The organism is Streptomyces mutomycini, from assembly GCF_001700505.1.
GTDB classification, from domain to species: Bacteria; Actinomycetota; Actinomycetes; order Streptomycetales; family Streptomycetaceae; genus Streptomyces; species Streptomyces mutomycini.
Window position 1 is genome coordinate 1 of the sequence record NZ_MAPV01000036.1, and the last position, 13,936, is coordinate 13,936.

The 13,936-nt window shown below is 72.0% G+C and carries 14 protein-coding genes and 1 pseudogene; 7 read left to right on the forward strand and 8 right to left on the reverse strand.

The window, feature by feature from the left end:
- Nucleotides 1–622 (forward strand): LURP-one-related family protein (locus BFF76_RS05500; protein WP_420877204.1); only part of this gene is annotated, 622 nt, incomplete at its 5' end.
- Nucleotides 623–973: 351 nt separating this feature from the next.
- On the opposite strand, the gene BFF76_RS30975 is transcribed toward BFF76_RS05500, so the two are convergent.
- Together BFF76_RS30975 and BFF76_RS05505 are read right to left on the reverse strand one after the other, a co-directional pair.
- A complete protein-coding gene (locus BFF76_RS30975; RefSeq protein ID WP_244167228.1) occupies nt 974–1,147 on the reverse strand; it encodes a hypothetical protein in 174 nt (57 codons plus the stop codon).
- A gap of 267 nt (nt 1,148–1,414) precedes the next feature.
- Nucleotides 1,415–2,860, reverse strand: coding sequence for a dihydrolipoyl dehydrogenase family protein (locus tag BFF76_RS05505; protein WP_065847435.1), 1,446 nt, complete (start codon nt 2,858–2,860; stop codon nt 1,415–1,417).
- Between the two features lie 115 nt (nt 2,861–2,975).
- Here BFF76_RS05505 and trxA point away from each other — a divergent pair, with 115 nt between their 5' ends.
- The gene (trxA, locus tag BFF76_RS05510; protein WP_031100448.1) at nt 2,976–3,362 is read left to right on the forward strand and encodes a thioredoxin; all 387 of its coding nucleotides are present in this window, start codon (nt 2,976–2,978) and stop codon (nt 3,360–3,362) included.
- 238 nt (nt 3,363–3,600) lie between these two features.
- Here trxA and BFF76_RS34645 read toward each other — a convergent pair.
- Both BFF76_RS34645 and BFF76_RS05520 read right to left on the reverse strand, forming a co-directional pair.
- A pseudogene (locus BFF76_RS34645) lies at nt 3,601–3,849 on the reverse strand (hypothetical protein); the annotation flags it as partial.
- 59 nt (nt 3,850–3,908) lie between these two features.
- Complete coding sequence (locus BFF76_RS05520) at nt 3,909–4,937, reverse strand: LacI family DNA-binding transcriptional regulator (RefSeq protein ID WP_031100453.1); 1,029 nt, start codon at nt 4,935–4,937, stop codon at nt 3,909–3,911.
- 183 nt (nt 4,938–5,120) lie between these two features.
- Here BFF76_RS05520 and BFF76_RS05525 point away from each other — a divergent pair, with 183 nt between their 5' ends.
- Nucleotides 5,121–5,588, forward strand: a complete 468-nt coding sequence (locus BFF76_RS05525; protein WP_031100456.1) for a type II toxin-antitoxin system PemK/MazF family toxin — start codon at nt 5,121–5,123, stop codon at nt 5,586–5,588.
- Here BFF76_RS05525 and BFF76_RS05530 read toward each other — a convergent pair.
- A complete protein-coding gene (locus BFF76_RS05530) occupies nt 5,573–6,409 on the reverse strand; it encodes a TIGR02452 family protein (protein ID WP_031100458.1) in 837 nt (278 codons plus the stop codon). The genes BFF76_RS05525 and BFF76_RS05530 overlap by 16 nt on opposite strands.
- A 146-nt stretch (nt 6,410–6,555) precedes the next feature.
- Here BFF76_RS05530 and egtA point away from each other — a divergent pair, with 146 nt between their 5' ends.
- Genes egtA through egtD form a run of 4 tightly spaced genes read left to right on the forward strand, consistent with a single transcriptional unit; the run spans nt 6,556 to nt 10,911 of the window.
- Nucleotides 6,556–7,860 (forward strand): ergothioneine biosynthesis glutamate--cysteine ligase EgtA, encoded by a 1,305-nt coding sequence (egtA, locus tag BFF76_RS05535; protein ID WP_065847436.1) that lies wholly within the window; start codon nt 6,556–6,558, stop codon nt 7,858–7,860.
- Nucleotides 7,857–9,197 carry an ergothioneine biosynthesis protein EgtB gene (gene egtB, locus BFF76_RS05540; protein ID WP_031100463.1) on the forward strand — a complete coding sequence of 447 codons (1,341 nt, stop codon included), beginning with the start codon at nt 7,857–7,859 and terminating at the stop codon, nt 9,195–9,197. The genes egtA and egtB overlap by 4 nt, the downstream gene beginning before the upstream one ends.
- The gene (gene egtC, locus BFF76_RS05545) at nt 9,197–9,952 is read left to right on the forward strand and encodes an ergothioneine biosynthesis protein EgtC (protein WP_065847437.1); all 756 of its coding nucleotides are present in this window, start codon (nt 9,197–9,199) and stop codon (nt 9,950–9,952) included. Before egtB ends, egtC begins: the two co-directional genes overlap by 1 nt.
- Nucleotides 9,949–10,911 (forward strand): L-histidine N(alpha)-methyltransferase, encoded by a 963-nt coding sequence (egtD, locus tag BFF76_RS05550; RefSeq protein ID WP_065847439.1) that lies wholly within the window; start codon nt 9,949–9,951, stop codon nt 10,909–10,911. The genes egtC and egtD overlap by 4 nt, the downstream gene beginning before the upstream one ends.
- Here the strand turns inward: egtD and BFF76_RS05555 are convergent.
- The 3 genes from BFF76_RS05555 to BFF76_RS05565 form a co-directional block, all read right to left on the reverse strand.
- Nucleotides 10,854–11,693: a lysophospholipid acyltransferase family protein gene (locus tag BFF76_RS05555; RefSeq protein ID WP_031100466.1), complete on the reverse strand. Its 840-nt coding sequence runs from the start codon at nt 11,691–11,693 to the stop codon at nt 10,854–10,856. The genes egtD and BFF76_RS05555 overlap by 58 nt on opposite strands.
- Entirely contained in the window at nt 11,690–12,493 is an 804-nt protein-coding gene (locus tag BFF76_RS05560) for a GNAT family N-acetyltransferase (protein WP_065847441.1), read from the reverse strand. The genes BFF76_RS05555 and BFF76_RS05560 overlap by 4 nt, the downstream gene beginning before the upstream one ends.
- Nucleotides 12,494–12,670: 177 nt before the next feature.
- On the reverse strand, nt 12,671–13,924 hold the full coding sequence (locus BFF76_RS05565) for an extracellular solute-binding protein (protein ID WP_065847443.1): 1,254 nt from the start codon (nt 13,922–13,924) through the stop codon (nt 12,671–12,673).
- Between the last annotated feature and the right edge of the window lie 12 nt (nt 13,925–13,936).

A 13,936-nucleotide genomic window follows, 5' to 3' on the forward strand; every position in this document is an offset into this window, starting at 1 on the left:
CGCCCCAACCCTGGCCCCCACCCCCGCGGAAGCACCGGACATCCAGTCCCACGACACCTTCGTCATCAAGAAGACACTGAGCCTCACGGCCGGCGAGTACGTGGTGAGCGTGGCCCGGCCGGACGGCTCCGAGGGCGAGCCCGTCGCCTACGCACGCGAGAAGCGGCTGTCGCTCAGGGGGCAGGTGACCGTCTATACGGACGCGTCCAGGAAGTCCGTTCTCGCCGCCTTCAAGGGCCGCGACCACGAAGTGGGCTACATGTACGACGTGCGGGACGCTTCGGGCCAGTCCTTCGGGTCGTTCTACGAGGACGCGGGCGCGTCTTTCCTCCGCAGGACATGGCAGGTGCGGCAGCCGGGGACGATGAAGCTGACCGGCCGCGAGCGCAGCCGGGTGGTGGCCTTCGTCCGGTTCGTCTGGGAGTTCGTGCCTTATCTCGAATACGTGCCGTTCATCTGGCCGTACCGCTTCAAGTACACCGAGAGCGGCAAGCTTCTGATGACCGTCACCAAGAAGCTGGGGCTGCACACCCGGTACGTACTTGAGATCTTCGCGCCCGACATCGACCGCCGCCTCGCGATCGCCCACACGCTGGCCCTGGACGCCCTGGAAGTGGACTGACACGTACATCACGCCCGTTACGGCGATATAAGCCAGGTACGCCACGTATCGCCGTTACGCGGCGCATTGCCGACAGGCCGTCGAGTCACATGCCGGCCGGATCAGCGAGCAAGGGCTGCGCGAACCGATCCTCATGATGCCGACCGCGCCGACCTCGACAGCCTCGCCCGCTCGGCTACGAGAATGGTGCCGCCTGGGTGTGCGGTCAGCAGCCGCCCCTGGTGGAGAAGGACCACTCCGTCGAGCGTGGAGAGGTCCGCTTCCAGGTCGGTGGTGCGGACGTACGTGGCGTGTTCGGCCGAGCGGGTACGGCGGGCAGGGTGTGCTTGCCCGGGTGGAGGGGGAAGCCGTTCACCCGCGGGTGCTCTCGCGCTCGTAGGGGGAGGTGGCCGGTTGTTCCTCGGCAGTGATATGGACGTGGTTGAGGGTGTGCCAGGGCAGGACGGGCTCGTCCATGTGCCGCAGGTGGCGGTCGAACGACAGGCCGTGCCGGGCGAGGCCTTCGACGAGTTGGCTCTTGGTCACCGTGTGCAGGTCGATGTCCGCGCCTCCGAAGACAGCGTGATCCGTTCGGGGTCGGAAAGAATCCTTCGAGCAGCGTTCCGAATGACCGTAGAGGCGTGGCCGTGGAGGGACACGGACGCCGTGGGAGCCCGCCGTATGTACTCGTAGCCGTAGAAGGGCTTGGCTTTCCACCCGGCGGGCCTGCCGGGCCTTGATGGTCGCTTCACGCTTGCGGCGCTGCATGGCTCGCAGCTCCATCTGCGCACCCCACGCCTCCACCGTTTGTACTCAACCGCGGTAGGTCTCCAGCAGCCGGAGCCACACCTCGCTGATCGTCGGGTACGCGGGCACCGCGTGCCAGAGCCTGTCGATGGGGACCTCTCCGGCCACGGCGACCGTCGCCGAGTGCAGGAGTTCACCGATGCCCGGTCCGACGAAGGTGACGCCGAGCAGGATCTCGCGGTCCAGGTCGACGATCATCCGGGCCCGGCCCCTGTACCCCTGCGCGTACAGACCGGAGCCGGCGACCGAGGCCAGGTCGTAGTCGACGGCGCGGACCCGGTGGCCCGCCGCCTCGGCCTCGGCGAGCGTGAGGCCGACCGAGGCCGCTTCGGGGTCGGTGAACACGACCTGGGGGACGGCGGCGTGGTCGGCGGTGGCCGCGTGCGCGCCCCAGCGGCCGGTCTCCAGCAGAGGGGTGTCCTGCGCGCGGGCAGCGATCGCGGCTCCCGCGATGCGGGCCTGGTACTTGCCCTGGTGGGTCAGGAGCGCGCGGTGGTTGACGTCGCCTACCGCGTACAGCCAGTCGCTGCCCTCCACGAGGCAGCTGTCGTCGACGGTGAGCCAGGATCCGGGCTCGATCCCCACCGTGTCGAGGCCGAGGTCCTCGGTGCGTGGGGCCCTGCCGGTGGCGAACAGGATCTCGTCGGTCTCCAGCCGCTCCCCGTTGTCCAGTTCCACGGTCACCGGCCCGTCGTGGCCGGCCCTGCGCACCTCGGTGGCCGAGACTCCGGTGAGGATCCGGGCGCCGGCTTCGGTGAGTGCCTCGGCGACCAGCTCGCCCGCGAAGGGCTCCATTCTGGGGAGCAGGTGCTTCCCACGGATCAGCATGGTCACCTCGGCCCCGAGCCCCTGCCAGACGGTGGCCATCTCCACGCCGACCACTCCCCCTCCGACGACGACGAGCCGGCCGGGCACCTCCTTGGCGCTGGTCGCCTCGCGGCTCGTCCACGGCCAGACGTCCGCGATGCCGGGCAGGGCCGGGACGACGGCCCGGCTCCCGGTGCAGACGGCGACGGCGTGCCGGGCGGTGAGGTGCTGCTCCGAACCGTCGGCGGCCGTGACGGACACCTGCCGGACGCCTGTCAGCCGGCCCATGCCGCGGTAGACGTCGGCACCGATGCTGTCCAGCCAGGCGACCTGGCCGTCGTCGTTCCAGTGAGAGGTCTCGTAGTCACGGTGGGCGAAGACGGCGTCAGCGTCGAGCGGCCCCTGCACCGCACCGCTGAGCCCGGGCACACGGCGCGCTTCCGCACGTGCGACGACCGGACGCAGCAGCGCCTTACTGGGCATGCACGCCCAGTAGGAACACTCGCCGCCGATGAGTTCGGACTCGATCACCGCGGTACTCAGTCCTGCCGCCCTTGCACGGTCCGCCACGTTCTCCCCCACGGGGCCGGCCCCGATGACCACCAGGTCGTATTCACTGCTCCGCACACCCTCAGCATCCGTCATGGGAACAGTGTCCTCGGGGGTGTGCCCCGCGGCCACACGGGCAGGCGGAATACCGCAAGTGACGTCACCGTTGTGCCGGACAGGTCCGAACGGTCCCAGGAAGAGGTAAGAGAGTATGAGCACCGTAGAGCTCACCAAGGAAAACTTCGATCAGGTCGTGAGCGACAACGAATTCCTTCTGATCGACTTCTGGGCTTCCTGGTGCGGTCCGTGCCGGCAGTTCGCCCCGGTCTACGACTCGGCCTCCGAGCGCCACCCCGACCTGGTCTTCGCCAAGGTCGACACGGAGGCGCAGCAGGAACTGGCGGCTGCCTTCGAGATCCGGTCCATCCCCACGCTGATGATCGTCCGGGACAACGTCGCGGTCTTCTCGCAGCCCGGGGCGCTCCCCGAGGCGGCGCTGGAGGATGTCATCGGCCAGGCGCGCAACCTCGACATGGACGAGGTACGCAAGTCCGTCGACGAGCAGCAGGCACAGCAAGCGCAGCCGGAGCAGCAGTAGTCCCTGCGGATGTGCGCCAGACGTGATGAGGGCCCGGCCGTCCAGGCCGGGCCCTCATCATGGGGCGGTGCCCGGCTCAGCCGTTTCCGGGCTGCTCCCGGGCGGGAGCCGAAGGGGAGCCGGGGGCGGCGTCGTCCTGTCCGGAGGCCGGTTGCGGCGCTGCGCCGCCGCCTCGCCCCTCTGCTGCCCCGGTCTCCCCTTCCGCCGACTCTGCCTCCTGCGTACCGCCGATGTGCTCGGCGATCCTGACCGTGAGGCCGAAGTCCAGCTCCGCACCGTCCACCAGCAGGGCCTCCACGGTGTGCGAGGCCGGGTCGATGTCCGCCTCCATGCCGTCCCCCGCGTAGCGCGGATAGCCCGATGTCCCGGTGTCCCCGGTGGCTGCCACGACCGCGGAGCGGATGGCGGTGCCGGGCGCGGGTGCCCCGGCGCCGGCTTCCTCCGGTTCCGGGAACAGCAGGATCTCGTAGCTCTGCGGATGGCTCATGCTCCCGACGCTAGACATCCGCCGCCTGCCGCGCACGTCGCGACACCCGGTCGGCCGGGTCAGCTCGAATCCCGTGCCACCGCCGCGGCCCGCAGCAGATAGTGGCGTTCCGGTGCGCCACCGGGGCTCCGCACCAGCCGGTCGATGATCTCCGCCGGTGGCTGGGCCGTCGCCAGTTCGATGGTGACGCTGCTGAGCCGGGGGCGCAGCAGCCTGCCGAGCATCAGGTCGTCGGCGCCGATCACCGCGGTCTCGGCGGGTACCTCGACTCCGGTGTCCTGGAGCGCTCGCATCAGCAGCATCGCGTATTCGTCGTCGTACGTGAACACCGCGTCGAGGCCGAGCGTCCGCCAGCGGGCGGCGAGGTCCTCGGCCGACTCCTCGTCGTACCGCAGGGGCAGCGGCTGGATCAGGGCCGGCGCCGCGGAGTCCTCCGCGGCGCGCACCGCTCCGGCCAGGCGTGGTTCGGCGAACAGCGCGAGGTCCGGTTCGCGGGGCACGACCACCCCGATCCTGCGCCGCCCGCGGGAGAGCAGATGGCGGACCGCGCAGCCGCCGACCTCTCGCTGGTCCATGACGAAGGCGTGCGCGCCGTCGACCGGTTGCGGGCCCAGTGTGATCACGGCCTTGGCGCCGGAGCGGGTGAGCACTCCTATGCCGTACGGGGTGAGGGCCGTAGCGCCGGGCGAAACGACGGCGACGGGGCGGAGTTCCGCCCAGGCTCTGGCCGCCTCGTCAGGTTCGAGGCCGATGCTGCCGTACTGCACGACGGTGTAGTCGAGCCGGCGCAGATCCGATTCGAGCCGGGTCAGGAACCGTTGGTACAGCGGCACGGCGGGCGCCTGCGCGGCGGGCAGCAGCACCGTTCTCGTGTGCCCGGCACGAAGGCTCCGGGCTGCCGCGTGCGGGACGTAACCGAGCCCGGCGGCGGCCTCCCTGACCCGGCGGCGGGTCGGTTCACTGATCCGCACGGTCGCGTTGTTGTTCAGTACGTAGGACACGGTGGCCCGGGAGACTCCTGCGAGCCGCGCCACGTCGGCGCTGGTCGGGACGGAGATACCGGCGGGCTGCTGGGGTAACTGGCTCATGGCGTCCGGCAGTCTCGCAGACCCCCACGCCCGCCCCGCGTGCCGGGGCACCCTAAGGGGAAGGCGTCACCTCTCGCGAATCATGGGGAAGGCGTCACCGCTCGCGAATCATGAGGCCGAGCCCGCGGCCCGTTTCGCCGACCCGCTCCACGAACTGGGGCGTACAGGTTCTACGGTGTTGCGATGACGTTCCAGCACACCAATCACAGCAGCGACAGCACGACCGACTTCCCCGGCCGGAGCGGCCCCGCCGCCACCGCGGAGGCCGAACCCCGCGAGGTGGGCCCCGTCCGCACCTCGTACGCCCCCGACCGGGACGGCGATCCGGACCCGGGCGAGATCGTCTGGACCTGGGTGCCGTTCGAGGAGAACGACGGGCGCGGCAAGGACCGGCCCGTTCTCGTCGTGGCCCGGGAGGAGAGGGGCACCCTTCTCGCCGTACAGCTGTCCAGCAGGCAGCACGAGGAGGACCACGAGTGGATCTCACTGGGCGCGGGCCCGTGGGACAGCTCGGGACGGCCGTCCTGGGTGGACCTGGACCGGGTGCTGAGGGTGCACGAGGACGGGATGCGGCGCGAGGCCTGTGCGCTGGACCGGGCGAGGTACGACCTGGTCGTGGGGCGGCTGCGGGAGCGTTACGGCTGGAGCTGACCGCTGAACGCGCGGGTGAAGGCCGCCCGGACGGCCGAGTCGGGATCGCGGTCCGGGATGCCGAAGACGATCTGCTCGAAGTGGCCCGCGAACCGCGCGCCACCGGTGAGCAGGGCGCGGAACGCGCCGGCCACGTCGGCCGGGTCGTTCATGAAGACGCCGCAGCCCCAGGCGCCCAGCACCAGCCGCCGGTAACCGCGGACGGCGGCGACCTCGAGGACCCGTTCGGCGCGGCTCGCCAGCACGGCGGGGATGCGCGGGACCAGGTCCGGGTACCGGCTGCGGACGACCCCGGCGTTGGGCGCGGGTGAGGTGAGGAATCCGGCGGTGTACGGGGATTCGAGCAGCCTCCCCCGGTCGTCGCGGAAGACCGGCACACCGGGTGAGTGGATGACCCGGTCGGTGTAGAGGGCGCTGCGCTCGGCGCGGTGGTGCGCGTAGAACTCAGGGGCGCGCAGCAGTGTGGCATGGAGCGCGGAGCCGCGGCACAGGGACTCCTCCTGCGCCTGCGCGCCGTTCAGATAGCCGCCGCCGGGATTGCGTGCGGAGGCGTAGTTCAGGACGGCGACCTTGGCCGGCGACTCGCCCGTCATCCGGCGCGCCGCCCGCAGGCTCGTCTCGTCCGTCACCTCGACGGCCGGGCTGCGGCCGGTGTCCAGGACGGCCACGGGCACGGGCTCGGGGCCGTAGAGCCGGGTCCCGGAGAGCGCGGTGGCCAGGGCCCGTTCGATCGAAACCTCGCGGCCTTCGGGCGTGCGGTAGCGCCCGGCCCGGACGATGGACTCGGTGTCTTTCGCGATGCCGCGCAGTCGTGCGCTCATCGGCGCGCCCCCGTGTGGTGCATACGGGGCATGCTGGACGCACCGGCGGCATGGACGCAACCGGTTTTCGTCGCACAGGGGCACCCTTGTGCGAACTCCCGGTAAGGGTTTGGGTGGGAGGCAAGCACCCGAAAAGGAGGCCCAGCATGCCCCCGGAAACACTCGGCCGGCACGGCCCGCCCGCAGACGCGGCGCCCCTCGGCGAAGAAGAGGCGGAGGATCTGCTCCGCGGCATATGTTTCAAGACGGGACCGCCCCGGACGGTCGGTGTGGAGCTGGAATGGCTCATTCACGACCGTGAGCAACCCGAGGTCGCTGTCTCCCACGACCGCTTGCGCGCAGCGGCCGACGCCGTGCGCGCGACACGGCTGGACGCCGCCCTCACCTTCGAACCCGGCGGTCAGCTGGAGCTCAGCTCTCAGCCCGCGGGTTCCCTGATGGCGTGCGTCGACGCCACGGCCGCCGATCTGGTTTCCGTACGCGACACTCTCGGCCGGGCCGGTCTGGCCCTGGCCGGCCTCGGCGTGGACCCGTGGAATCCGCCCCGTCGCCTGCTCAGGGAGCCGCGATACGACGCCATGGAGGCCGCACTGGACCGGTCGGGTCCCGCGGGCCGCGCCATGATGTGCTCCTCCGCATCCGTGCAGGTCTGCCTGGACGCCGGTGAGGAGGAGCCGGGCCCGCTGGGCTACGGACGGCGCTGGCAGCTCGGCAATCTGCTGGGCGCGGTGCTGGTGGCCGCGTTCGCCAACTCACCGTTCAGGCAGGGGCGGCGCACCGGCTGGCGGTCGACCCGGCAGGCGCTCTGGGCCCATCTCGATCCGGCCAGGTCGCTCGCCCCGCAGAGCCGTCTCGCGCCACGGGACGCCTGGGCCTCCCATGTGCTCGCGACGTCCGTGATGTGTGTCCGCGGCGACGACGGCCCGTGGGCCGTTCCGGACGGTCTGACCTTCCGGGACTGGATCCGCGGCGGCGGCCCGAGGCCGCCGGTGCGGGCCGATCTCGACTATCACCTCACCACACTGTTCCCCCCGGTGCGCCCGCGTGGGCACCTGGAGCTGCGCATGATCGACGCCCAGTCCGGCACCGACGGCTGGCTGGTGCCGCTGGCCGTCGCGACCGCCCTGTTCGACGACCCGGAGGCGGCCGAGACCGTGTACCGCACGGTGAAACCCCTGGCCGAGACCGCGGGCCCGGCGTCCGCGCCCCGTAACCCGCTGTGGACGGCAGCGGCCCGTGACGGGCTGAGCGATCCCGAGCTGGCGGCGGCGGCAGCGGCATGCTTCACGGCCGCGCTGGAGGCGCTGCCCAGGATCGGGGCGAGCGATCACGTCCTCGGGACGGTCTCCGCGTTCCATGAGCGATATGTGGCCCGGGGCCGATGTCCGGCCGACGACCAGCCCGACCCGGCACAGGCGCGGGCACCATACGGAAAGGGCTTGGTCCGATGACTGGCACTCCTGCTCCGCACACCGGCCAGGAACTCGACGCGGAGGTGCTGCGCGAGCGCGCCCTGGCCGCACTGCTCGACGCGCGCGAGCGCACGGCCCTGCTGACCGACAGCGTCGACGACCACGAGCTCACCGCGCAGCACTCCCCCCTGATGTCGCCCCTGGTCTGGGACCTGGCGCACATCGGCAACCAGGAGGAGCAGTGGCTGCTCCGGGCTGTTGGGGGCCGCGAGGCGATCCGCCCCGAGATCGACGGACTCTACGACGCCTTCGAGCACTCCCGGGCGAGCCGGCCCTCGCTGCCCCTGCTGCCCCCCGCGGAGGCACGGACATACGCCGCCGAGGTGCGCGGCCGGGCGCTGGACATCCTCGGCGGCGCTCCGCTGGACGGCGGGGGCCGCCCCCTGGAGCGGGCGGGATTCGCCTTCGGCATGGTCGCCCAGCACGAACAGCAGCATGACGAGACGATGCTGATCACCCATCAACTGCGGTCCGGCCCGGCGGTGCTCGGCGCTCCGGAGCCTCCGGAGCCCGTCGACTCCGTCACGCTGCCGACCGAGGTGCTGGTCGCCGGCGGCCCCTTCACCATGGGGACCTCCACCGAACCCTGGGCGCTGGACAACGAACGGCCCGCTCACCGGCGGGAGGTGGCGGCGTTCCACATCGACACCGCCCCGGTCACGTGCGGTGCGTACCAGCGCTTCATCGAGGACGGCGGTTACGCCGAGGAACGCTGGTGGGCGCCCGGGGGCTGGGCGATGGTCCGCGAACACGACTTGACCGCACCCCTGTTCTGGCACCGCGACGCCGGGCAGTGGCTGCGGCGGCGCTTCGGGGTGACCGAGCCCGTGCGCGCGGACGAACCGGTGCTCCACGTCAGCTGGTACGAGGCGGACGCGTACGCCCGCTGGGCGGGCCGGCGTCTGCCGACCGAGCCGGAGTGGGAGAAGGCCGCCCGCCACGACCCCGCTTCGGGGCGTTCGCTGCGCTACCCCTGGGGCGACGAGGACCCGACACCCGAGCGGGCCAATCTGGGCCAGCGCCATCTGCGGCCGGCCGCAGCCGGCGCGTATGCGGCGGGGCGGTCCCCGGCGGGTGCGGGCCAGCTGATCGGCGACGTGTGGGAGTGGACGTCGAGCGATTTCCTGCCCTACCCCGGCTTCGTCGCCTTCCCGTACCGCGAGTACTCCGAGGTGTTCTTCGGCCCGGGGCTCAAGGTGCTGCGCGGCGGTTCGTTCGCCGTGGACCAGGTCGCCTGCCGCGGCACGTTCCGCAACTGGGACCTTCCCGTGCGGCGCCAGATCTTCTCCGGTTTCCGCACGGCGAGGGATGCCTGATGTGCCGTCATATCGCCTATCTCGGGCCGCCCGTGGCGTTGGGAGAGGTGCTCGTCTCCCCCTCTCACGGGCTGGTGCGCCAGTCCTGGGAGCCCCGCCGCCAGCGGTCCGGCACGGTGAACGCCGACGGGTTCGGGGTCGGCTGGTATGCGGAGGGCGATCCCGTCCCCGGGCGCTACCGTCGCGGCGGACCGGTCTGGGGCGACGAGACCTTCGCCGATCTGGCCCGCGTGGTGCGCAGTACGGCGCTGCTCGCCGCCGTCCGTGACGCGACGTTCGCCGGGGCGGACGGTGAGGCCGCCGCAGCCCCCTTCGCCGAAGGGAGTCTGCTGTTCAGTCACAACGGGGCGGTGCGGGGCTGGCCCGGCTCCCTCGCACCACTGGCCGGGGGTCTCCCTCCCGAGCGGCTGCTCGCCCTGGCGGCGCGGAGCGATTCGGCGCTGATCTGGGCGCTGGTCCTCCACCGTGCGGAGCAGGGTGACGAGATAGCGCAGGCGGTCGCCGACACGGTTCTCGACGTCGGCGCCGCCGCACCGGGTTCACGTCTCAATCTGCTGCTCACCGACGGTTCCACCATCGTGGCGACCACGTGGGGCGACTCCCTCTGGTATCTCCACGAACCGGGCCGCCGCACGGTGGTGGCCTCGGAGCCCTACGACGACGATCCGTACTGGCGCGAGGTCCCGGACCGCACTCTGCTGGCCGCGACCCGCACCGATGTCCTGCTGACCCCGCTCAAGGAGCCCACCGCGTGAGTCCCTTCCTGCTGACCCGCACCCTGCCTGCGGACGCCACGGACGCGGCGCTGCGCGCCGATGTGCTGAGCGGTCTGACGAGGCAGCCGAAGACGCTGCCTCCCAAGTGGTTCTACGACGCGCGCGGCAGTGACCTCTTCGAGGAGATCACCCGGCTGGCCGAGTACTACCCGACGCGTGCCGAGCGGGAGATCCTGATCGCCCGTGCCGGTGAGATCGCCGCGGCGTCCGGGGCGCGGACGCTGATCGAGCTGGGGTCGGGCTCCTCGGAGAAGACGAGGCATCTGCTGGACGCGCTGCCCGCGCTGCACACGTACGTACCGGTCGATGTCAGTGAGAGTGCACTCGCCGGCGCCGCAAAGGCGCTGCTCGCCGAGCGCCCGGGGCTCTCCGTGCACGCGCTCGTCGCCGACTTCACGCATGCGCTGGAGCTGCCCGGGAGTCCCGGTCCGCGGCTGGTGGTGTTCCTCGGCGGGACGCTGGGCAACCTGCTGCCCCACGAGCGCGCCGACTTCCTGCGGTCCGTACGGGCGCGGCTCGAACCCGGGGACGGGCTGCTCCTCGGCACGGACCTGGTCAAGGACGAGGCGACGCTCGTGGCGGCGTACGACGACGCGGCCGGTGTGACGGCCGCGTTCAACAAGAACGTGCTGGCGGTGGTGAACCGTGAGCTGGGGGCGGATTTCCCGCTCGACGACTTCGGCCATGTGGCCCTCTGGGACCCGGACCACGAGTGGGTGGAGATGCGGTTGCGCGCCCGCCGGGCACTGACGGTCAAGGTCCGGGAGCTGGACCTCCTGGTGCAGTTCGAGGAGGGCGAGGAACTGCGCACGGAGATCTCGGCGAAGTTCCGCGAGGAACGGGTGCGCGACGAACTGGCCGCGGCGGGGATGCGGCTGGATCAGTGGTGGACGGACGCGGCGGGCAGGTTCGCCCTGTCGCTCGCGACGGCTGACTGAGCCGCGCGCGCCAGTGCCCGCCGGTCCGGCTCACCGTCCGCGGGCACCGGCGGCAGGATCCGGATCTCGGCGGTGAGTCCGGCGGAGGTCACCACGCGCCACAGCGAGGCGGCGAGCGGGTCGTCCCCGACGAACGCGGTGGCCCCCGCCGCGTTCGTCCCCGTGGTCCGGTAGCTGATGCGGACCGGCCGGACGGTGGAGCCGGCGTCGATCGCCGCCTGGAAGGCTGCGGGCCGGAACCGGCCGCCGCCGCTCCGGCCGCACCAGGTGCTGCCCTGGGGGAACACCGCGACCCGCGATCCGGCCGCCAGTGCCCCGGCGACGGCCCGCACCGCGTGCGGCAGGGCCCGCAGCCGGTCCCGCTCGATGAACAGCGTGCCGCCGAGCGCGGCGAGCGGCCCGAGCAGCGGCCAGGCGCGTATCTCGCTCTTGGCGACCATCCTGGCCGGAAGCACGGCGGCCACCAGTGGGATGTCCAGCCACGAGACGTGGTTGGCGACCACGAGCTCGCCGGCCGGCGGACGCGCCCCTTCCACCGGGCACCCGGTGACCCGTACGCGTACGCCGAAGGCCCGCACCACCGCGTAGGCCCATCGGCGGATCAGCCGGTCGCGCCGCGAAGGCCCGAGGAGCAGCACCGCCGGCACGGACAGCACCCCGAGGAGGGTGAGCGCGCACCCGGCGAGGAGCAGGGCCACGGCGGGCAGCGGCGCACGTCTGGCGCCCTCGTGGCGCGCGCAGGCCTGCGGGGTGCAGGGGGCGGCGGGCAGCCAGGCGCTCACCGCAGCGGCGCCAGCGAGAGGAAGTGGCGCAGGTAGCGCGGGTCGGTCCGCTGCATCGAGAGCAGGACGTAGAAGTCCGCGACGCCGAAGTCCGGGTCGTGGGCGGGGGCCCCGCAGACCCATGCGCCGAGGCGCAGATAGCCGCGGAGCAGCGGCGGAAGTCCGGCGCGTCCGCCCGCGCCGCCGCCGGGGTGGCCGGTGGTGTCCCAGAGGCGGTGGGGGGTGACCCAGTACTCCTCGGGCGCCAGGTTGTGGGTCCGTACGGTGTCCCAGGTCCGGGCGGCCAGCGCCCCTCCGTCGGCGAGCGGTACGGAGCAGCAGCCGGCCAGCCAGGTGTGGCCGGTGCGCTCCATGTAGCGGGCGAGTCCGGCCCAGATCAGGGCGATGACGGCACCGTCCCGGTGGGCGGGGTGGACGCAGGACCTCCCCACCTCGACGAGGTCGTCGCGTATCGGGCCGAGCCGCCCGAGGTCGAACTCGCTCTCGGCGTAGAGGCCGCCCGCGAGCCTGGCCCCCTCGGGCGGCAGTATCCGATAGGTGGCGACCACCTCTCCGGTGGCCGTCTCGCGCACCAGCAGGTGGTCGCAGTACGCGTCGAAGGCATCGCTGTCCAGGCCGGGTTCGGCGCTGTCCAGCCGGGCGCCGAGCTCTCCGGCGAAGACCAGGTGGCGCAGGCGCTGGGCGGCGCGTACGTCGTCCTGGCAGGTGGCCAGGGAGACCCGGTACCCCGAGGGGGCGGCGGCAGGTCGCGGCGCGGGAACGCCGACGGGGGCGGGAGAGGCGAGGCGCAGCACGGTCATGGCGGTCTCCGGGGGACGGATCAGCGGGGCGGCGGGCCGGGCCGTCGCGGGAGTGCGGCGACCCCGCCCCCTACTTCTTCCGTGGCCGGCTGGATTCGACATGACCGCCGTGGAGCGAGGGGATGTGCGACGGCTGAATCCCCGGCTCGCGAGGCGGCCGCCCCCTCCCGGTCCCCGTCAGCCGGTGATCAGCTTGGACGTGATGCGGTCGGAGGCCTTCTTCGCCTCCCGCACCGGATCGCCGCCCTCCAGTACAGCCGTCATGTACGGCTTGATGGGGTTGTCCGCCTCGACGGCGGGCCAGTGCGGCGAGTTGGGGGTGGCGCGGCCCTCGGTGGCGCCCTCGGCCATGGCGGCGGTCCCTTCCTGGCCCTCGACCACCGCCGCGAGGGCGGGTTTGTTGGGCACGTAGCTCATGGCCCGGGCGAGCTCCGTCTGCCACTTCTCCCCCGCGAGGGCCTTGACGACCTCGATGCCTTCACCCCGCTGGTCGGCGCCTTCCGGCACGATCAGGTCGGACCCTCCGGTGAAGACGGCGCCCGGCTTCTTCGCGCTCTTGCCGGGAATCGGGAAGTAGCCGAGCTTCCCTTTGAGTTGGGGGTTCCGCTGTTCGATGAGTGCGGCGCTGCCGGGCACGGAGATGATCTGGGCGACCGTGCCCTCGGCGAACACGTCGGTCTCCGGGGGCGACTGCTCGTCGGCGTCCTTGGGTCCGCTGCCGAGTACCTGGAGTGTCTTGTAGAAGTCCATGCCCCGCAGCGCGGCGGGCGAGTCCAGGGATCCCTCCCAGTCACCTCCGCCGTCCTCGGCCAGTTCGCCGCCTTCGTCCCAGATGAACCCGGCGAGGACGTACCAGTTCTGACCGGCGAGATAGATGCCCTGCCGGCCGGCGGTGTTCAGCTGCTCGGTGACGGCCACCCACTCCTCACGGGTCCTGGGGAGTGTGGTGATGCCCGCCCGGGCGAACAGGTCCTTGTTGTAGATCACGACGCGGTTGGCCGCGTACCAGGGGATCCCGTACTGTCCGCCGTTGACCTTGCCCGGCTCCGCGAGCCCCGGCAGCCAGTCCTCCCCGCCCAGGTCGCGGATCGATTCGAGGGTGAGATCGCGCAGTTCGCCGCTCTCGGCGTACTGCGCCACCTGGGTGTTGCCGACCTCGATGACGTCCGGCGCGTCGTCGCCTTCGAGCGCCGTCAGCACCTTGGGGCCGATGCCGCCCCATTCCTGCAGGACGAACTCGAGTTCGACGGAGGGGTGCTCCGACTCGTACGACGCCTTGAACCGGTCGAGGAAGCTCTGGGAGGCGCTGCCCTTCATCAGCCACACCGTCACCGTCCTGCTGTCGGCGCCCGCGCCGGGGAGGGAGCCGCAGCCGCCCAGCGCGACGGAGCAGACGAGCGCGACGGCTCCGGCCAGTATGCGGATCTTCACGGGTGGCCACCT